Raw genomic sequence first — 19,025 nt, 5'->3', positions numbered from 1 at the left:
CCGTCACTCGGCGACCGGCAGGCCGAGGTCCTTCAGTGAGGACACCGCCGTGTTCTGCGCGGTGGTGAAGATGTCGGCGACCTTCGCGCCGCCGGTCGTGGCAGCTGCTGCGGTCTCGTTCATCTTCGACAGCGTCGAGAAGCCGGGGGCGTACGGGAAGTCCGGGTTCATGTTCGCGGTCGCGGTGGCGAGCTCGCTCATGACATCCTGACCGCCGAACTGGCGGGCCATCTTCTCGGGGGTCTCGACAGCGCCGGTGGCGGCGACGACCAGACCCTGCGAGGCGAGGTCATCGATCTGGGTGTTGAACCAGTTGTTGAACTCCATGGCCTCGGCCGGGTTCTCGCAGCCCTTCAGAACCGAGACACCGGATCCGCCGTCGGGGCCGCTGAGGGCGCCGGCGCCGAAGTCGGGCAGCTGCGCCACGCGCCACTGGCCCTCGGCCGGGGTGCCGTCGAGCGAGTCGAGCAGGAAGCCTGCCTCCCATGCGGCGCCGATGTGGCCGATCAGGCTGCCGTTGTTCAGAGCGGCGGTGAAGCCCTCGCCCCAGCGCTCGGTGGAGAGCGTCTGCTTGTTGTCGAGCAGACCCTGCCAGAACGCGGCGACGCGCTCGGAGCCTTCGCCCTCAGCGTTCACGCTCCAGGCGTCGCCCTCGGTGCCGAACCAGGTGTCACCGGCGGCAGCCGACTGTGCGGCGAGCCAGTTGTGCGCCTCGTCGGGCGTGAAGGCGGTGACGTACTTGCCGGCGGCTGCGGCGGTGGCCGAGTCGGCCGTCAGGTCGGCAAGCGTGGCGGGCGCGTCGAGGCCGAGCTCGCCGAACGCGGTCTCGTTGTAGAAGTACACCAGCGGGCCGACGTCCTGCGGAAGGCCGACGACGGCGTCGCCGACGCGCATGCCGCTGAAGGCACCGGCCGAGTAGTTCTCCTCGTACTTCTTCGCCTCGCCGGCGACGTCCTCGAGCAGGCCCTTGACGAACAGCTGCGGAACCTCGGCGTAGCCGGTCTGCGCGAGGCAGGGCGCGTTGCCGGCCTTGACGTCGGTCTCGAGCTTGAGGATCATGTCGGGCGCGTTGCCGTCGAACTTCGTGGCCTTGACCTGGATGTTCGGGTTCTCGTCGTTCCAGCGCTTGACGATGTCGTTGACGGCGGTCATGCCCTCGCCGTCGGGCAGACGGTGCATGTACTCGATCGTGACGGGATCGCCGCTGGTGGGCGCGTCGCCTGCGTCGCTGCTGCAGGCAGCCAGGCCGAAGGCGGACAGGGCACCGACCGCGACGACGGCGGCGGTGCGAGTGATGCGTGACGTGGATGCCATTGCTGTGCTCTCCGATGAGTGCGAGGGGCTGGTGGTTTCGGATGCCCGCCCGCTTCGCGGGTGGGTGCTCCGTGGCCATTAAACATGAGAATGTTTGCGCTCACAAACCAGGGGTGGCCGTGATTATGCCCATAGCAGAGATTTCTAGGTAACGCTCACATCCAGCATCCGCCCCTCTCCCACCCCGCTCTCGTGCCCGCGCGAGAAACCACATGCCGCACGAAAAACCACTCCTCACGTGATTTCTCACGCGGGGAGTGGTTTCTCAGTGGATGGGCCCGGAGGGCCCGGGGATCAGCCCTTGGGGGCCGTCACCGTGATGAGCGCGGCAGTGTTGTTCTGCATCGACTTCTTCACCGTGACCACGGTGCCGTAGCCCACGCCGGAGTCGGCGGGGTTTCCGGTGCCGAGCACGGTGTTTCCGATGTCGAGACCATACAGATCCGTTGCCGGAGTGCCGTCCGAGTTGACCACACGCGTGGTGTACGGGGCGTTGCCGACCGACGGGACGACCACAGAGCCGTCAGCCAGTCGGTAGTACAGCCCGTCGTCGCGTGCCTCGATGCCAGGAGCCCAGCCCTTGTTGTCGGTGAACGTGCTCACCGCGGCCTGGGGCTTCAGGATCGTGCAGCCCTCGTTGAACGAGGCATCGACCACGCAGTCCTCGAACTGGTACGTCTTCTGCAGGCCGAAGGCCGCGTTCGACGACTGTGCACGGCTGGAGAGGTTCTTCAGCACGCTCGGGTCGATCTCAGCGCCCTCGCCGGTGCGACGCAGTGGATCGAAGTGGCTGTCCACCAGGAGCAGACCGCCCTTCGCGCCGTAACTGGGGAGTCCGGCCAGGTTGGAGGTGACGTGGTTGGTGTTGCCGTAGACCGCGTCGCGGTACCAGACCAGCGCGCCAGGCGCGTTGTAGGGAACCTTCTCGACCTTCCAGGCGTCGTCGCTGTACACCGTGGTGTAGCCGTACCTCAGGCCTTCGTCGAACCCGTCGAGGTTGCGCCATTCGACCATGTAGTACTGCGCCTTGACCTGCGTGCCGGTGTCCTGGATCCAGCCGCCACCGGTCGTGTCGGTGAACGACGACACGGTCGCCGTCCAGCCGTTGTCGCCGGATTCGACGTCGTCGCTCCAGACGGTCTCGGATCCGCTGGTCAGCGAGAAGTCATCCGAGAACCAGCCGCGCTCCTGGAAGGCGGCGTCAGTGGCCATGCGCAGACGCACCTGGACGTTCTGACCCGCGAATGCCGACAGGTCGACGTAGTCGTGACGCCATCCGTCGGTCGACCCGGTCAGACCGTACTTCTTGCCGCCGAAGTCGGCCATGCGGTTGTTCGGGTCGCCGTAGCCGTCGTCCGTGCTGACCAGACCGCCTGCTTCGTCGTAGACCTTCTGCTCGGTCCAGGTCGAACCGCCGTCGGTCGAGACCTCGACGAAGCCGAAGTCCCAGTCCTCTTCGATCACATAGTCGTTCCACATCCAGAACTTCGCATCGGCGGGGACGGAGTCGAACGAGCGGGTGAGCCGGATGTCGGCCCAGTCCTGGTCAGCGCCCGAGTACCACATCTCGGTTCCGCTGTGCGGTTCGGCCAGCACGATCTTCTTGTCGGGCAGGTTGATCTTGATCCCGTCCTCGGTGCCCTTCTTGGGACGCGAGGTCTGACCCACCTTGACGGTCTTGGTGCCATCACCCGGGTTGATCACCTCGGGGTCGGCCCAGCCGAGCACCCACTTGTCCCAGATGCCCATGTGCGTCGGCATCGACTGGAAGATCGGTCCGGAGTGCGACCCCGAGCTCATCAGATCCCAGAAGTCGATGTCGGAGTTCGCCGCGTTCGACGTGTCGTACAGGTCGGGCAGGCCGAGGTCGTGGCCGTACTCGTGTGCGAACACGCCGACGCCGGAGTCCTCGGGCTGCACGATGTAGTTCGAGATCTTCAGGTCGGTGCCGGGGATCGACGCACCACCCGCGACCGCGGACGAGTGCGCCCAGATCGCGTAGGTGCCCTGGGCTCCGCCGCCACCGGACTTGTCCTCACCGGCGTGCACGAGCACGACGTGGTCGATCACACCGTCCGGCTCGTTGACGTTGCCGTCGCCGTCGCGGTCGCCCTGGTCCTCGATGTCGTAGTCGGCCCACGGGAAGTCAGGCTGCGCGGCCGCGAGGGCGGCTGCGGCATCGATCGGCAGCTGTCCAGGACCGTTCGGGTTGTCGGGGTGGCCCTGCATGTCCTGCATGGGGCCGGCCTCCCACTCGCCTGCGTCGTTCTTGAAGCAGCGGGTGGCGCCGTAGTACGCCTCGGAGTGCGGCACGCTGACCCATTCGGTCGCCTCGCCCGTGAGGGTGTAGGCGCCGCGTGACATCTCCTCGTACATGTTCTTCATCGTGTAGCCGGAGATGTCGAAGCCGGGCTTGCCGTCGGGGCCGGTGAGGTCGGGACGCACGCGCTCGGTGATGCCATCGTCCGAGAAGAGCATCTTGTTGAAGTGCTCGCTCGAGAAGTCGGACACCCACATCGTGTTGTTGTCCTCGTGCGAAGCGTTCGCGGGGTTGGGGATGTTGTTGTGCAGCACGGGCCCCTGCACATCACCGGGCTTGCACGGCGTCGCGCCGAACTCGGTCGGCACGTACTGATCGCTGAAGTCCTCGGTGCCGTCGAACTCGACGAGGATCGTGAGCAGCTTGGCCTGCTGAGTCGTCTTCGACTTCTTCAGTGCCTTGGGGCTCTTGCCCGTCTTCATCGACTTCGCCTCGGTCTTGGCCAGCTGCTTCGCTGCCATCGGGTTGCCCTGCGCGAACTTGTGATCATGCTCGGTCGCGCGCTCCAGCGCCTTGCCGCCGGACGCACCCTTGCGGTTGCCGTTGGCGTCGGTGACGCGGATGTCACCGGTGGTGTCGAATGCGCTCTCCGCGCGCGGGGCGACGTAGTTCATGTAGTACTCGCCGGAGCCGATCGTCGCTGGGGGCGGTGGCGGATCGGCGGGCGGCGCCGCGATGGCGGGGATCGCACCGGCGGTGAGGCCGGCAGCGACGAGCGCGAACGCCGATGAAATCGCCGCGACACGCCTTCGTGTGCGGGCGGATTGTTCTGACATCACTTCTCCCTTCGCGCGCCGCGCGAGGGTGTCGCAACGGCGCGATGGTGTGCGCCGATCAGACGCACGACTACTGGAATACCGGACGGTGACGGCGTGGCGGTAGCTACTTTCGGAGAGGTTCTTGAGAACTTTCGTCTGATTCCTGAGGTGCGGTGCTTCGAAGATAGGGAACCTGTCGGATGCCCCGGTGCCGCCTCAGCGAGGAATGTGGATGCTGTCAGAAGGAGAGATCCATGTACGAGCACCCCTGCCTCATCCACCGAGTCGGCCAGATCGACCTCGAGCGTCAGGAGCAGCGCCTTGAGCGGGCGCGCATCGCGAAGGAGCACCCTGAACGTCTCGTCGCCCGTCGGAGCTGGATGGATCGGATGCTGCATCGCAGCCACCCCGTGGCGCTCCGCGCTCCGGCGGTCGATCCGGCGGCTGCCGTGGATGCACGAGGCGAGCGGGCCGCCTGCGCGGCGGTCAGCGGTCGGGTCGCGTCGGAGGTCGCGTGATCGGATCGCATTCGACCCGCAGTGTCGGTGGTCAGTGGCACGATGAATTCATGTCCGTCATTGCACCGACCGCTGACATGGTGGGACGCGACGTCGAGTCGGATCGGCTCGACGCGGCACTGCTGCGCGCCGGTGCCGGCGAGGCGGGCGCCGTTCTGGTCGCCGGCGAGGCCGGCATCGGCAAGAGCCGACTGCTGCGCGAATTCCGCGAGCGGGCGAGTGCAACGGCCGATGTCTTCACCGGCTGGTGCCTCGACTACGGGTTCGCGCCCTCGCCGTATGCGCCGCTGCCGGCGGTTCTGCGCGGCGTGCTCGAAGCCATGGGGGATCCGACGGCATCCGCTGCGGGTCCTGCGCGCGAAGCCCTCCGCCTGCTGCTGCCCGAGTTGCGCCCGCTGTCCGGGCGGGACGTCACCGGATCCGTCGAGGATCCAGCGGTGCATTCTCCTGAGGCGCTGCGCGAGGCGATCGTCACGCTGCTCGAAGCGGCGGCATCCGTCCGTCCGGTCGTCGTTCTCATCGAGGATCTGCACTGGGCCGACGACGCAACGCTCGCGATGCTCTCATTCCTGCTGCGGGCGCTCGACGGCTCTCGCATCCTCTTCGTCATCACCTGCCGCGTCGACGAGGTCCGGCGCGGAGCCGCGGTGCGCTCCTTCCTCGTCGAGACCGAGCGGGCGCGACTGATGGAGCGAGTCACCCTGCAGCGGCTCGACGACATCGAGGTGCGGGCGCTCATCGAAGCCCTCAGTGGTCCGGTCGACGATGCGGTCTTCGAGCGTGTGCAGGAGCGCGCCGAGGGCGTGCCGTTCTTCGTCGAGGAACTCTCGTGCAACGCGCTCGGCCCGATCCCCGAGACGCTGCGCGAAGTGCTGCTCGCCCGCTACGACGCACTCAGCGCCGATGCGCAGCGCGTGGTGCGCACAGCATCAGGATCCGACGCGCCCATCGATCACGACCTCCTCGCCCGGCTCGCCGATCTGCCCGATGATCGGCTCGACGATGGCATCCGAGAAGCGGCGAACGTGGCCATCCTGGCGGTCCGAGCCGATGACTCCTACGGCTTCCGCCACGCGCTGCTGCGCGAGGCCGTGCACGACGACCTGCTGCCCGGCGAGCGTGCCCGGCTGCATCGCGCCTATGCCGAGGCGCTCGAAGAGCGCGCAGCGCAGGGCGTCGGATGCCAGGAGTCGGCGCTCGCGTACCACTGGCACCAGGCGCACGACCCGCGACGAGCGCTGGTCGCGGCGATCGGCGCGCTGGACCGCTCGCGGCGCAGCTTCGCATTCTCGACGGCGGCGCGCTACGGCGAGCTCGCCCTCGAGCTGTGGGATCAGGTTCCAGACGCCGAGGCTGTGACCGGCACCGACCACGTCGCGCTGCTGGCGAGGCTCGGGTCGATCCTGCGCAACGCTGGCGACGGCGAGCGGGCGCTGATGGTCGTGAACATGGCGCTCGAGGAGGTCGACCGGACAACCGTCGAGCCGCGCGTGCTGGTGCGGCTGCTGCGCGACCGCGGGATGTACCTGACCAGTCTGGGCAAGCCGCAGCAGATCGAGACGTTCCAGCAGGCGCTCGCCGAGTACGACGCCAGCGATGTCGACGAGCCGCACCTGCATGCCGTGCTGCTCACGCTGCTGGCCGCGCGCTACATGATCGGCGGGCGGCTCGACGACGCGATCCGCATCGCCGAAGAGGCGTTCACGGTGGCAGAGCTGGCGGGCGACGATGCGCAGATGTCGGTCGCGGCGAACGTCCTGGGCAACAGTCGCGTGCACCTGGGTGAAGTCGACGCGGGGCTTGCCGATTTTCGCATCGCGTGGTCGCACGCGGCGAACATGGAGGCCCAGCTGAAGTACCGGGTCAACTTCTCGGACACGCTCTACAACCTCGGCCGCTATCGTGAGGCCGTGCGGCTGGCCGAGGGCGGGCTCGATGATGCTCGGCGCCTCGGCATCGAGCGCACCAGTGGATCCGTGCTCACGCAGAACCGCTCCGAACCGCTGCTGGAGCTGGGCGAGATCTCGCGTGTCGAACAGCTGCTCGCCAAGGACCTGACCTTCCGCACGCATCGTGTTTTCCGCGCGTACACGACGGCCACGCGCGTGCGCGCGCTCGCCTGGCGCGGGCGCATCGATGAGGCTCAAGCACTCTTGGACGAATGGCGCCCTCGCATGCATCAGATCGCCGAGGCCGAGCGGCAGGTGCGGTATTCGCTGTGGCGCACCGAGATCGTGTTGAGCCTGAGCCGTGGCGAGGCGTCGGCCGCGTCGGCGGTGCTGACACAGATGCTCGACGACACCGGGCCCGGCCTCGGGCAGCAGGCGCGGCTGCTGCTCGACGGCGGCTGGGTGGTCGCCATGCTGCGGGCGCAGGGCCGGGAGTCGGATGCTGACGCGCTGGGGGACCGGGTGCGGGCAGCGTGGCGGGACATGCCGTCAGACCTTCGCCCCGAGGGGTGGACGGCGCTGCTCGACGGGCTGCTCGATGCGACTCTCAGTGCCCTTCGGGCCGGTATCGCCGTCGCTGATCAGGACGACATGCCCGTGCTGTTCCGGGTGATCCTGCGCCAGGAGCTCGCCCGCACGCTGATGGTGGGCGGTGACCGCGCCGGGCGCGCTGAGGCGTCCGCGCGCCTGGCAGAGTCGGCCGGGCTGGCCGACGAATACGAGCACGCGGGTCTGCAGCGCTCGGTCGCGGGCCTCATCGACGCCGGGGGCCTGTCGGATCAGGGTCCCGCTGAGCACGCCACCGAGGGATTCGCTGCGCTGACGGCGCGCGAGACTCAGGTGTTCGCGCTGATGGCCGAAGGGCTGAGCAACCGGCAGATCGGTGAGCGACTGTTCATCAGCGTGAAAACCGTCAGCGTCCATGTCTCCGCTGTGCTGCGCAAGCTCGGTGTCGCCACTCGAAATGAGGCCGCTGCGCGGTATCGAGCCGTGCTGGTCTGATTTCTCCGGCCGAATAGGAATACCCTAGGGGGGTATGTTGTAGTACTCTGAAGAACGTACCCCCAGGGGGTACCCATTCGAAGGAGAGAACATGACCACCACCGAGTTCCAGGTCACCGGCATGACCTGCGGCCACTGCGAGATGTCCGTGCGCGAAGAGGTCACCAAGATCGCCGGTGTCGACAGTGTCGACGTCAGCCACCAGACCGGCCGCCTTCTCGTCACCTCAGACGTCCCCGTCGACACCTCGGCCGTCATCGCCGCCGTCGATGAGGCCGGCTACCAGGCAGTGTCGGCCTGATGAACGCCGCGGCACGTCTCGGGCTCTTCGCCGCGGGGCTGGTGGCGGTGTTCGGAGTTGCCGCAGCCGCAGCGGGCGCCATCGCGCCCGAGGGCATCGCCACCGGATGGAACACCTCCGACAGGGAGAGCACCATGCAGGACCACAATGCGCACGATTCCTCTTCGCCGGCCACCGACGCTGACGCGTCGCAGGCCGGCCACCTCGGCGGCCTCTCACTCGCCGAGGGCGGCTTTCGGCTCGCCACCGTCCACGCCCCAGGCGTGACAGGTGAGCAGGGCCCGCTCAGCTTCCGCATCCTCGATGCCGACGGCGACGCCGTCACCGAGTACGACGTCGAGCACGACAAGGAGCTGCACATGATCGTGGTGCGCACCGACGGAACACAGTTCCGCCACGTGCACCCCGAGCGCGACGCCGAGGGCGTCTGGTCGATCGACTGGTCCTGGGATCAGGGCGGCAGCTACCGCCTGTTCGCCGACTTCGCAGCATCCGGATCAGACGGGGTCACCCTCACCCGCACCGTCGACGTCGCAGGAGCCTTCGCCCCGGTCGACCCGCAGCCCACCGCGCATGCGCAGGTCGCCGGGTACGACGTGCACCTCACCGGAGACCTCGTCGCCGGCACAGCATCCGATCTCACCGTCTCGGTGACCAAGGATGGTGCAGCTGTCACCGATCTCGAACCGTACCTCGGTGCATTCGGGCATCTCGTCGCGCTGCGTCAGGGTGACCTCGGCTATGCGCATGTGCACCCCGAGGGCACGACGCCCGCGGCCGGTGACCTGTCCGGTCCGGACGTCCGCTTCGCGGCATCCGTCCCCACGCCGGGGCGCTACCTGCTGTACTTCGACTTCCAGGTGGATGACACCGTGCACTCCGTGCCGTTCGTCGTCGACACGGTCGGCGCGGCAGGCGAGTCGGATGCCCCGGCATCCGACGACCACCAGCACTGACGCAGAACTCAGCACTGACCCCGAACCCGAACCCGCATACTCGACTCAGGAGCATCATGACCACCGCAGCGCAGTCCAGCATCGATCTCGAGATCGGCGGAATGACCTGTGCCTCGTGCGCCATGCGCATCGAGAAGAAGCTGAACAAGCTCGACGGCGTCACGGCCACGGTCAACTACGCCACCGAGAAGGCGCAGGTGACCGTCGACGGCGACCTCGACGCAGCACTGCTGATCACCGAGGTCGAGAACGCCGGATACACCGCGAAGCTGCCCAAGGCGCCGGATGCGGCCGCCGACTCGGATGCCGATGAGGAAGACCCCGAGCTGCGCTCGCTGCGTCACCGGCTGATCGGGTCGATCGCGCTGTCGGTGCCGGTGATCCTGATGGCGATGGTCCCTGCCCTGCAGTTCCCGTACTGGCAGTGGCTGTCGCTCGTGCTCGCGTCGCCGGTGATCGTGTGGGCGGCCTGGCCGTTCCATCGGGCGGCATGGGTGAACCTGCGCCACGGTGCGGCCACCATGGACACCCTTGTCAGCCTCGGCACGACCGCGGCGTACCTGTGGTCGCTGTATGCGCTGTTCTTCGGCACCGCGGGGGAGGTGGGCATGACGCACGGCTTCACGTTCTCGATCGCCCCCTCCGATGGTGCGGCCAACATCTACCTCGAGGTCGCCGCCGGCGTCACGATGTTCATCCTCGCCGGCCGGTACTTCGAGAAGCGCGCCAAGCGCACCGCCGGAGCGGCGCTGCGCGCCCTGCTCGAACTCGGCGCGAAGGAGGTCGCGGTTCTGCGCGGCGGCGCCGAGGTGCTCATCCCGACCGCGGATCTGCGCGTCGGCGACGAGTTCATCGTGCGGCCGGGCGAGAAGATCGCGACCGACGGTGTGGTCGTCTCCGGCTCGTCGGCCATTGATGAGTCGATGATCACCGGGGAATCGGTGCCGGTCGAGGTCGGCGCGGGTGATGCCGTCACCGGCGCCACGGTCAACGCCGGCGGCAGGCTCATCGTGCGCGCCACCCGCGTGGGCGCCGACACGCAGCTCGCCCAGATGGCGAAGCTCGTCGAGCAGGCGCAGACCGGCAAGGCCGAGGTGCAGCGCCTGGCCGACAAGGTGTCCAGCATCTTCGTGCCGATCGTGATCGTCATCGCCGTAGCGACGCTCGGTGCGTGGCTGGGGGCCGGCTTCCCGGCATCCGCCGCCTTCACCGCCGCCGTCGCAGTGCTCATCATCGCCTGCCCGTGTGCACTGGGTCTTGCGACCCCGACGGCCCTGCTGGTCGGCACCGGTCGCGGCGCGCAGATGGGCATCCTGATCAAGGGACCCGAGATCCTGGAGTCCACCCGCCGGGTCGACACCATCGTGCTCGACAAGACCGGCACGGTCACCGAGGGGCGCATGAGCGTCGTCGAGGTCGTGCCGGAGACGGGGGTGGATGCTGGCGAGCTGCTGCGCCTGGCCGGCGCGATCGAGGATGCCAGTGAGCACCCCATCGCGCGCGCCATCGCCAAGGCCGCAGCTCTCGCGCCCGCAGGTACATCGGCCACGTTGGAAATCACAGACCAGACGGCCCCGGGTCGGAGTGCCAGGGCTGAACACGCCGATCAGGATGCGGATGGTCTGGGGTTCCCGGCGCCCGCGGTGGCCGACCTGCCGCCGGTGGAGTCGTTCCAGAACGTCGAGGGCCGAGGTGTCACCGGCGTCGTCGAGGGGCACGCCATGCTGGTCGGTCGGGTCTCGCTGCTCGCGGACTGGGCGATCCACCCGTCGGAGGCTCTGCTCGTTGCGAAGGCTGCTGCCGAGGCATCCGGTCAGACCGTCGTGCTCGTGGCCTGGGACGGCGAAGCCCGCGGCATGATCGTCGTCGCCGACGAGGTCAAACCGACCAGTGCCGAGGCCGTGGCGTCCCTGAAGGCGCTCGGACTCACGCCGATCCTGCTCACCGGCGACAACCGCGCCGCCGCCGATCACATCGCGGCGCAGGTCGGCATCGACCAGGTGATCGCAGAGGTGCTGCCGGCCGAGAAGGTCGACGTGGTCGCACGGCTGCAGGGCGAGGGCAAGGTCGTGGCGATGGTCGGCGACGGCGTGAACGACGCTCCGGCGCTCGCACAGGCCGATCTCGGCATGGCCATGGGCACGGGAACGGACGTGGCCATCGAGGCCTCGGACATCACGCTCGTCCGCGGTGACCTGCGCGCAGCATCCGACGCCATCCGGCTCTCGCGCCGCACCCTCGGAACGATCAAGGGCAACCTGTTCTGGGCGTTCGCGTACAACACGGCCGCGATCCCGCTGGCGGCCCTCGGGCTGCTGAACCCGATGCTCGCCGGCGCCGCCATGGCATTCTCGAGCGTCTTCGTGGTGGGCAACAGTCTGCGGCTGCGCCGCTTCAAGTAGCCAGCTCGTCGAAGGGTTGCGGAATACCCCAGGGGGGTATTAAGGTTGAGGATGCCAGAGAACGATCGATACGACGGAGGAGGCACCCATGACCTCGCACGACCCCCACGCCGAGCACGGACACGACGCGCACGCGGGCCACGCGGCAGCGCAGGTTCGGGAGGAGAACTCCCACTCGGGAGGACATCCACACGGAGAGGTTCCTCCCGAGGCCGAGAAGTCCTCCGGGCACGGGGCGCACGAGGTGCATGACGCGCACGCGACTCATGAGGGTCACGACCCGCACTCGGGTCACGACGAGCACGCGGGGCATGGCGGCCACGAGAACCACGCTGGTCACGGCGGTCACGGCGGTCACGGCGACCATGTCGGCCAGTTCCGCAGACTGTTCTGGATCAACCTGCTGATCGCCATCCCCGTGATCGCGTTCAGCGGCATGTTCGCCATGCTGATCGGCTATCAGGTGCCCGACTTCCCAGGGGCGAAGTGGATCGCGCCGGTGCTCGGCACCGTGATGTACGTGTGGGGTGGGCGCCCGTTCCTGACCGGCGCCGTCTCGGAGCTCAAGGCCGGCAAGCCAGGAATGATGCTGCTGATCGCCCTCGCGATCACGGTGGCGTTCTTCGCGTCCTGGGGCGCGACGCTCGGCCTGCTGCACCACGAACTCGAGTTCTGGTGGGAGCTCGCGCTGCTGATCGTGATCATGCTGCTCGGGCACTGGATCGAGATGCGCTCGCTCGCCCAGACCACCTCTGCGCTCGACTCGCTCGCAGCGCTCCTGCCCGATGAGGCCGAGCGCGTCGAGGGCGACGAAGTCGTCACGGTCAACCCTGCAGACCTCAAGGTCGGCGATGTCGTGATCGTCCGCCCCGGCGGCAGCGTTCCGGCCGATGGCGTGATCGTCGACGGCCGCGCCAGCATGGACGAATCCATGCTCACCGGCGAGTCCCGCACGGTCGGCCGCGGCACAGGCGACCGGGTCACCGCCGGCACCGTCGCCACAGACTCCGGGCTCCGCATCCAGGTCGATGCCATCGGCGATGACACGGCGATCGCGGGCATCCGCAAGCTCGTCGCCGACGCCCAGGCATCGAGTTCGCACGCGCAGCGCCTCGCCGACAAAGCCGCCGCCTGGCTGTTCTGGTTCGCACTCGGCGCCGCCGCGGTCACCGCGATCGTGTGGAGCATCGTCGGCAATCCTGATGCCGCGGTGATCCGCACCATCACCGTGCTCGTCATCGCGTGCCCGCACGCACTGGGTCTGGCGATCCCGCTGGTCGTCTCGATCGCGACCGAGCGCGCTGCCCGCGCCGGCGTGCTCGTGAAGGACCGTCTCGCGCTGGAGAGCATGCGGCAGGTCGACGCGGTGCTGTTCGACAAGACCGGAACCCTCACCAAGGGCGAGCCCACCGTCACCGGCATCGCGCCGGTCGCGGGCTGGGACGCGGATGCTGTGCTGGCGCTCGCGGCAGCCGCGGAGGCCGACAGCGAGCATCCGCTGGCCAAGGCGATCATGCGGGCGGCATCCGACCTCGCGATCGCTCCGGCTGTCGGCTTCAGCTCTTCGCCCGCCGTCGGCGTGACCGCCACGGTCGATGGCCACGAGATCCGCGTCGGCGGCCCGCACATGCTCACCGAGGTCGGTGCCGAAGAGGTGTCGGATGCTGACCACTGGCGCTCCGAAGGGGCAATCATCCTGCATGTCGTCCGCGACGGCGAGGTGATCGGCGGGCTGAAGCTCGCCGACGAGATCCGCGCCGAGTCGCGCGAGGCCGTCGACGCGCTGCACGCTCGCGGTGTCGAGGTGGTCATGATCACCGGCGATGCCGAGGCCGTAGCTAACGCAGTGGCGAAGGATCTGGGCATCGACCGCGTGTTCGCCGGCGTGCGTCCAGAGGACAAGGCCGCAAAGGTCGCGGCCCTCCAGCGAGAGGGCAAGAAGGTCGCGATGGTCGGCGACGGCGTGAACGATGCCCCGGCGCTCGCACAGGCCGATGTCGGCATCGCCATCGGCGCCGGCACGGACGTGGCCATCGCCTCGGCCGGGGTGATCCTGGCATCCGACGACCCTCGGGCGGTCATCTCGGTGATCGAGCTGTCGCACGCGAGCTACCGCAAGATGAAGCAGAACCTGTGGTGGGCGGCCGGATACAACCTGATCTCGGTGCCGCTCGCGGCCGGCGTTCTGGCGCCGATCGGGTTCGTGCTGCCGATGTCGGTGGGAGCTGTGCTGATGAGCCTGTCGACCATCGTCGTCGCGCTCAACGCGCAGGCATTGCGCCGCCTCGACCTGCGTCCGGAGTCGTTGATCCGGGGATGAGGCGGCCGAACGAGTCGACCTGGAGCGGAGCGGGGAAGAGCCTCAGCGCCCGGTCGGCCATTCCTCGGCGAGCAGGGCGTAGTTCAGGCCGTCCATCCACTCGCCTGAGCGGTGCAGACCGGTCTTGCGGCTGTCCTCCTCGCGGCGCATGCCGAGGCGCTCCATCAGGCGCCAGGACGGCTCGTTGGGCGTGAAGCAGCCGGCATGCACGCGACGCAGCCCCAGCGCACCGAAGCAGTTGTCGATGACCGCGCGGACGGCCTCAGTCGCGTAGCCCTGGCCGGCGTACGCCGGATCCAGCACCCAGCCGAGCTCTGCCTGCGTGCCGCGCGCCTCATCGACCATCTCGGCCTGCGCCCAGCCGTCCTCGATCTTCACCATCAGGTCGCCGATCACCTTCGGCGCCCCGGCCGCAGACGAAGGCAGCAGATCGATCACGAACGTCATCGCCAGTCGCTCCGGCTCCGAGTACGTCTCGTGGAACGCCTCGCGGGTCGCCGGCGCCCGACCCAGCCAGTTGTTGACCTCGGGGATCCGGCGGAACTCCCACACCGCGTCGAGATCTTCCACGGTGCAGCGTCGGATCTCGAGTCGCGGCGTGCGGATCGGCCAGGGGTCAGCAGGCAGGTCGGTCATCGCCCCAGACTATGTGCCAGCCGATGCGCACGAGAGCGAAGCGCCCCGCCGCTCAGTGCATGACGTCGGGGTCGGAGTCGCCCATGTGTCCGGGCAGCGCACTCGAGAGCACCCGCGCCACGAACGCCGAGTACTCCGACATGAAATGCCCGAGGAACTGCGCAGTGCTCTCGTCAGCGACCGATCCGTCGGCGCCGTAGATCGCCGGATCGAAGTGGATGTACGCCTCGGGGGCGTTCAACTGTGGAGCGTCGAGAAAGCTCAGCACGCCGCGCATCGACGACTGCATCACCGCCGTGCCGATCGCCCCCGCGGACGCGCCGATGATGCCGGTGGGCTTGCGCGCGAAGGAGTTGTGCCCCCACGGACGCGAGCCGATGTCGATCGCGTTCTTCAGCGCACCGGGGATCGAGCGGTTGTACTCCGGCGAGATGAACAGCAGCCCGTCCGCCCCTTCGACCGCCTGTTTGAACGCCGTCACCGCAGGACCAGGGCTGTTCTCATCGTCGCGGTTGTACAGCGGCAGATCGCCGATCGGGATCTCGACCATCTGCAGGTCCTCCGGCGCGAGTCTGACCAGCGCCTTCGAGAGGACGCGGTTGATCGAGTCGCTCGCGAGGCTTCCGATGAGGTATCCGATGCGGTAGGTCATGGCCTGCTCCAATCACGCGGTATTGGGATCAGGTCTACTCCGACGGTCCGACCGGAGCAAGCGGTGCGCGTCTCACGTGACCAGCCGGTAGCCCATGCCCTGCTCGGTGCGCAGATGAACGGGCTGTGCCGGATCGGCCTCGAGCTTCTTGCGCAGCTGCGACATGTACAGCCGCAGGTATCCGGTGTCGGTGACCTGCTCCGAACCCCACAGCTCGCGCAGCAGCTCCTGCCGCGTCACGAGGGCGCCGGGGTGCCTGGCGAGGTGCTCCAGCATCCGCCATTCGGTGGGCGTGAGGTGCACGTGCGCGTCGGCGCGGGTCACCGCTTTGGCTGCGAGATCGACGACGACATCGCCGAAGACGACGGTGGCGTCGCCCGGTGTCGGCACCGCCCGCCGCGACAGCGCCCGCAGCCGGGCCAGCAGCTCATCGATCTGGAACGGCTTGGTGACGTAGTCGTCGGCACCGGCATCCAGCGCATCGACCTTGTCCGCCGAACCCGTGCGTCCAGACACGACGAGGATCGGCACGGTCGTCCACCCGCGCAGCGCCTGGATCACCTGCACGCCGTCCAGCTTCGGCATGCCGAGATCGAGCAGCACGATGTCGGGATGCGCCTGCGCTGCGAGCTGGATCGCGGCCGCGCCGTCGGCGGCGGCGACCACGTCGTACCCGTGCGCGGCGAGCGTGATCCGCAGCGCTCGCACCAGCTGCGGATCGTCATCGGCGATGAGGAGCTTCATGCGTCGCCGCTCGCGTCGACAGCGTCGGATGCCGAATCGGATGCCACCGGCAGTGCGATCACCATCGTGAGCCCTCCTCCTGGCGTGTCCTCGGGGGTCAGGCTACCGCCCATGCCCTCCATGAACCCGCGGGACAGCGCAAGCCCGAGTCCGAGTCCCACGGTGTTGTCGTTGTCTCCCTCGCGCTGGAACGGCGTGAACATGGACTGCTGTCGCTCCGGTGGCACGCCTTCACCGCGGTCGACGATCCGGATCTCGGCTGTCGCGCCGAGCCGGCTGGTGGTGACCATCACGCGGGCATCCGACGGGGAATGCCGGTGGGCATTGGCGAGCACGTTCACCAGCACGCGCTGAAGCAGCACGCCGTCGGCGTGCAGCGGCGGGAGCTCGGCGTCCAACCCGAGTTCGACCTCGTCTGGTCCAAAGGCGAGTTCATCGAGCGCCGCCACGACGGCGTCTGCGGCATCGATCGGAGCGAGCGACACGGCCAGCACGCCGGCCTCGACCCTGCTCACGTCGAGCAGATCGGTGACGAGCTTCGACAATGTGCCCAGGCTCTCGTCGGCGGTCTCGAGCAGATCGGCGCGGTCCTGCGGTGACAGCCTGGTCGAGCCGCGCAGTCCGCCCACCGCGGCCATGGCGGCAGCCAGCGGTCGGCGCAGGTCATGGCTGATCGCCGAGAGCAGCGCGCTGCGCACCCGGTCGGTCTCGGCGAGAACATCGGCCCGCCGCGCCGTGGCGGCGAGGTCGGTGTGCTCCATCGCCGCCGCCAGCTGCGCCACGATCGCATCGAGCAGCCGTCGCGCCGGCGCATCGAGTTCGCTGCCGTGCAGTTCGAGGAAGGCGCGGGGTGCCTCGTGCGGTCCGACCGGGATGATCATCGGCGCCTGGTCGGGCAGCGGCTCGCCGTCGGTCGCGATCACGGTGCCGTCGAGGCCCAGCAGCCGCACCCCGCTGAACCCGAAGGTCTCGCGGGCGCGGCTCACCAGAGCGAGCGGTGCGCTGTCGCCGCGCAGCACGCTGCCGGCGACCGCCGCGAGCAGCTCCGCCTCGGCGGATGCCCGGCGCGCGGCCCTCGCCCGACGGGCGGCCTGGTCGACGACGATGCTCACGAGCACCGCGATCACGACGTACAGCACGAGCGCGAGTGCATGCAGGGGGTCGGAGATCGTCACGGTGAACAGCGGCTCGACGAAGAGATAGTCCAGCGTCAGTCCTGAGAGCACGGCCGCGAACAGGGCGGGTCGGATGCCGCCGATGAGCGCCACCACGACGACGAGCAGCTGGTACGCGAGCACGTCGGACGTGATCGAGGCGGGGCTGCGCAGCGAGTACAGCATCCACGACAGCAGCGGTCCGCCGACCAGGGCGACCGCGAGCCCGAGCAGCTGGCGGCGCCAGCCGAGCGCCCCACCGGTGATGCGCGGCAGCGCGACCCGTCCGCCGGCGGCGGCATGGCTGACGATGTGCACGTCGATGTCGCCGGAGCGGCGGATCACCTCGGCGCCGATGCCTGGTCCTGTGAGCGCGGCGGCGAGCCTGCCGCGGCGGCTCACGCCGATGACCAGCTGCGTGGCATCCGCCGACTGCGCGAAGTCCACCAGCGCCTCCGGCACGTCATCGCCGACGATCTGGTGGTAGCTGCCACCCAGCGCCGTGGCCAGACGCTGCTGGGCGGTCAGGGCACCGGGAGCGTCTGCACGCAGGCCGTCCTGAGCCAGCACATGCACGGCCATCAGCTCGCCACCTGCCGACCGTGCCGCGATCCGCGCGCCGCGGCGCAGCAGCGTCTCGCCCTCCGGCCCGCCGGTGAGCGCCACGACCACGCGCTCGCGGGTCTGCCAGGCGGCGTCGATGCCGTGTGTGGTGCGGTAGCTGCGCAGGGCGCTGTCGACCTCGTCGGCCAGCCACAGCAACGCGAGCTCGCGCAGCGCCGTGAGATTGCCGAGCCGGAAGTAGTTCGACAGTGCGGCATCCACCCGCTCGGCCGGATACACCGACCCTGCCGACAGCCGGTCGCGCAATGACTGCGGGGCGAGGTCGACCACCTCGACATCGTCGGCGGCACGCACCACCTCGTCTGGCACCGTCTCCTGCTGGGCGACGCCGGTGATCTTCTCGACCACCCCGTTCAGCGACTCGATGTGCTGCACGTTGACCGTCGTGATGACGTCGATCCCGGCATCCAGCATCGCCTCGACGTCCTGCCAGCGCTTCTCGTGCGGCGTGCCGGGGGCGTTCGTGTGCGCGAGCTCGTCGACCAGGGCGACCTGCGGGGCGCGGATCAGCACGGCCTCTAGATCGAGTTCGCGCAGTTCGACCTCCCGATGCCGCACGGTGCGCAGCGGCACCTGCTCGAGCCCGACCAGCTGCGCCGCAGTCGCCGTGCGGCCGTGCGTCTCGACGATCGCGACAACCATGTCCTGACCCTCAGCGGCCAGCCGGTGGCCCTCCGCGAGCATCTCGAACGTCTTGCCGACGCCGGGGGCGGCGCCGAGCAGCACCCGCAGACGCCCTCTGGTCATCCGCGGGTTCCGGTGGCCGCGTCGAGGGAGAGGTTCAGCTGCAGCACGTTCACCCGCTCCTCCCCGAGAAAGCCGAGGTCCGGCCCCTGGATGTGCGATTCGACGATCGCACGAACGTCATCTTCGCTCATCCCGCGCTCTGCGGCCACCCGCGGCACCTGCAGCAGGGCGTAGGCCGAGCTGATCTGCGGGTCAAGACCAGAGGCGGAGGCGGTGAGCGCGTCCGCCGGGATCACGGCCGGATCGACGCCTTCGAACTCTGCGATGTCGGTGCGGCGCTTCTCGATCGCGGCGATCAGGTCGGCGTTGGAGGGGCCGAGGTTGCTGCCACCGGACGCAGCTGCGTCGTAGGCCGAGGCCGAAGGGCGGGACTGGAAGTACTGCGGAAGAGGCTTGGCGTCCTTGTCGCTGAACGACTGCCCGAGAAGTGCGCTGCCGACGGGGCTGCCGTCCGAGCGGATCAGCGAGCCGTTCGCCTGTGTGGGGAAGGCGACCTGACCGATCCCGGTGATGGCGAGCGGAAAGGCGAGTCCGAGCAGCACGGTCATCACGAGCACGGCGCGGATCGCGACACCCGCGGTGCGGGCGGTGGTGCGGATGTTCGACATGGATGATCCTTTCGAGGATG

The 19,025-nt window shown here is 68.7% G+C and carries 13 protein-coding genes; 6 read left to right on the top strand and 7 right to left on the bottom strand.

All coding sequences use genetic code 11. The features are described 5' to 3' along the window. Positions 1-3: 3 nt before the first annotated feature. Both MNR00_RS15835 and MNR00_RS15830 read right to left on the bottom strand, forming a co-directional pair. On the bottom strand, positions 4-1,314 hold the full coding sequence (locus tag MNR00_RS15835; RefSeq protein WP_241926871.1) for an extracellular solute-binding protein: 1,311 nt from the start codon (positions 1,312-1,314) through the stop codon (positions 4-6). A 294-nt stretch (positions 1,315-1,608) separates the two neighbouring features. After that, positions 1,609-4,410, bottom strand: coding sequence for an immune inhibitor A domain-containing protein (locus tag MNR00_RS15830; RefSeq protein WP_241926870.1), 2,802 nt, complete (start codon positions 4,408-4,410; stop codon positions 1,609-1,611). Between the two features lie 236 nt (positions 4,411-4,646). Between MNR00_RS15830 and MNR00_RS15825 the strand changes: the two genes are divergently transcribed. The 6 genes from MNR00_RS15825 to MNR00_RS15800 all read left to right on the top strand — a co-directional run bounded on the left by MNR00_RS15825 (position 4,647) and on the right by MNR00_RS15800 (position 13,840). After that, positions 4,647-4,910, top strand: coding sequence for a hypothetical protein (locus MNR00_RS15825; RefSeq protein WP_241926869.1), 264 nt, complete (start codon positions 4,647-4,649; stop codon positions 4,908-4,910). 50 nt (positions 4,911-4,960) lie between these two features. Continuing rightward, positions 4,961-7,861 (top strand): LuxR family transcriptional regulator, encoded by a 2,901-nt coding sequence (locus tag MNR00_RS15820; RefSeq protein WP_241926868.1) that lies wholly within the window; start codon positions 4,961-4,963, stop codon positions 7,859-7,861. 91 nt (positions 7,862-7,952) lie between these two features. Further along, on the top strand, positions 7,953-8,162 hold the full coding sequence (locus tag MNR00_RS15815) for a heavy-metal-associated domain-containing protein (RefSeq protein ID WP_241926867.1): 210 nt from the start codon (positions 7,953-7,955) through the stop codon (positions 8,160-8,162). Then, positions 8,162-9,118: a heavy-metal-associated domain-containing protein gene (locus tag MNR00_RS15810; protein ID WP_241926866.1), complete on the top strand. Its 957-nt coding sequence runs from the start codon at positions 8,162-8,164 to the stop codon at positions 9,116-9,118. Before MNR00_RS15815 ends, MNR00_RS15810 begins: the two co-directional genes overlap by 1 nt. Before the next feature lie 56 nt (positions 9,119-9,174). Then, positions 9,175-11,520, top strand: a complete 2,346-nt coding sequence (locus MNR00_RS15805; RefSeq protein ID WP_241926865.1) for a heavy metal translocating P-type ATPase — start codon at positions 9,175-9,177, stop codon at positions 11,518-11,520. An 88-nt stretch (positions 11,521-11,608) separates the two neighbouring features. Then, on the top strand, positions 11,609-13,840 hold the full coding sequence (locus MNR00_RS15800; protein WP_241926864.1) for a heavy metal translocating P-type ATPase: 2,232 nt from the start codon (positions 11,609-11,611) through the stop codon (positions 13,838-13,840). A gap of 42 nt (positions 13,841-13,882) precedes the next feature. Here MNR00_RS15800 and MNR00_RS15795 read toward each other — a convergent pair whose 3' ends face one another. The 5 genes from MNR00_RS15795 to kdpC all read right to left on the bottom strand — a co-directional run bounded on the left by MNR00_RS15795 (position 13,883) and on the right by kdpC (position 19,005). Beyond that, the gene (locus tag MNR00_RS15795; protein ID WP_241926863.1) at positions 13,883-14,476 is read right to left on the bottom strand and encodes a GNAT family protein; all 594 of its coding nucleotides are present in this window, start codon (positions 14,474-14,476) and stop codon (positions 13,883-13,885) included. A gap of 52 nt (positions 14,477-14,528) precedes the next feature. Continuing rightward, the gene (locus MNR00_RS15790) at positions 14,529-15,128 is read right to left on the bottom strand and encodes an NADPH-dependent FMN reductase (RefSeq protein ID WP_241926862.1); all 600 of its coding nucleotides are present in this window, start codon (positions 15,126-15,128) and stop codon (positions 14,529-14,531) included. 72 nt (positions 15,129-15,200) lie between these two features. Continuing rightward, complete coding sequence (locus MNR00_RS15785) at positions 15,201-15,872, bottom strand: response regulator (protein ID WP_241926861.1); 672 nt, start codon at positions 15,870-15,872, stop codon at positions 15,201-15,203. Next, the gene (locus MNR00_RS15780) at positions 15,869-18,397 is read right to left on the bottom strand and encodes a DUF4118 domain-containing protein (RefSeq protein WP_241926860.1); all 2,529 of its coding nucleotides are present in this window, start codon (positions 18,395-18,397) and stop codon (positions 15,869-15,871) included. The genes MNR00_RS15785 and MNR00_RS15780 overlap by 4 nt, the downstream gene beginning before the upstream one ends. Continuing rightward, positions 18,394-19,005 carry a potassium-transporting ATPase subunit KdpC gene (kdpC, locus tag MNR00_RS15775; protein ID WP_241926859.1) on the bottom strand — a complete coding sequence of 204 codons (612 nt, stop codon included), beginning with the start codon at positions 19,003-19,005 and terminating at the stop codon, positions 18,394-18,396. The genes MNR00_RS15780 and kdpC overlap by 4 nt, the downstream gene beginning before the upstream one ends. Positions 19,006-19,025: the final 20 nt, after the last annotated feature.

This window comes from Microbacterium sp. H1-D42, assembly GCF_022637555.1.
Lineage (GTDB): Bacteria > Actinomycetota > Actinomycetes > Actinomycetales > Microbacteriaceae > Microbacterium.
The sequence above is the reverse complement of the archived record's forward strand: the minus strand, read 5'-3'. Positions and strand labels throughout refer to the sequence as shown.

Bases quoted from the DNA above. Each gene is read 5' to 3' on its own strand.
- MNR00_RS15795 (WP_241926863.1), bottom strand. From the start codon at position 14,476: ATGACCGACCTGCCTGCTGACCCCTGGCCGATCCGCACGCCGCGACTC.
- MNR00_RS15815 (WP_241926867.1), top strand. From the start codon at position 7,953: ATGACCACCACCGAGTTCCAGGTCACCGGCATGACCTGCGGCCACTGC.
- MNR00_RS15830 (WP_241926870.1), bottom strand. From the start codon at position 4,410: ATGTCAGAACAATCCGCCCGCACACGAAGGCGTGTCGCGGCGATTTCA.
- MNR00_RS15790 (WP_241926862.1), bottom strand. From the start codon at position 15,128: ATGACCTACCGCATCGGATACCTCATCGGAAGCCTCGCGAGCGACTCG.
- MNR00_RS15805 (WP_241926865.1), top strand. From the start codon at position 9,175: ATGACCACCGCAGCGCAGTCCAGCATCGATCTCGAGATCGGCGGAATG.
- MNR00_RS15785 (WP_241926861.1), bottom strand. From the start codon at position 15,872: ATGAAGCTCCTCATCGCCGATGACGATCCGCAGCTGGTGCGAGCGCTG.
- MNR00_RS15810 (WP_241926866.1), top strand. From the start codon at position 8,162: ATGAACGCCGCGGCACGTCTCGGGCTCTTCGCCGCGGGGCTGGTGGCG.
- MNR00_RS15820 (WP_241926868.1), top strand. From the start codon at position 4,961: ATGTCCGTCATTGCACCGACCGCTGACATGGTGGGACGCGACGTCGAG.
- kdpC (WP_241926859.1), bottom strand. From the start codon at position 19,005: ATGTCGAACATCCGCACCACCGCCCGCACCGCGGGTGTCGCGATCCGC.
- MNR00_RS15800 (WP_241926864.1), top strand. From the start codon at position 11,609: ATGACCTCGCACGACCCCCACGCCGAGCACGGACACGACGCGCACGCG.
- MNR00_RS15835 (WP_241926871.1), bottom strand. From the start codon at position 1,314: ATGGCATCCACGTCACGCATCACTCGCACCGCCGCCGTCGTCGCGGTC.
- MNR00_RS15780 (WP_241926860.1), bottom strand. From the start codon at position 18,397: ATGACCAGAGGGCGTCTGCGGGTGCTGCTCGGCGCCGCCCCCGGCGTC.
- MNR00_RS15825 (WP_241926869.1), top strand. From the start codon at position 4,647: ATGTACGAGCACCCCTGCCTCATCCACCGAGTCGGCCAGATCGACCTC.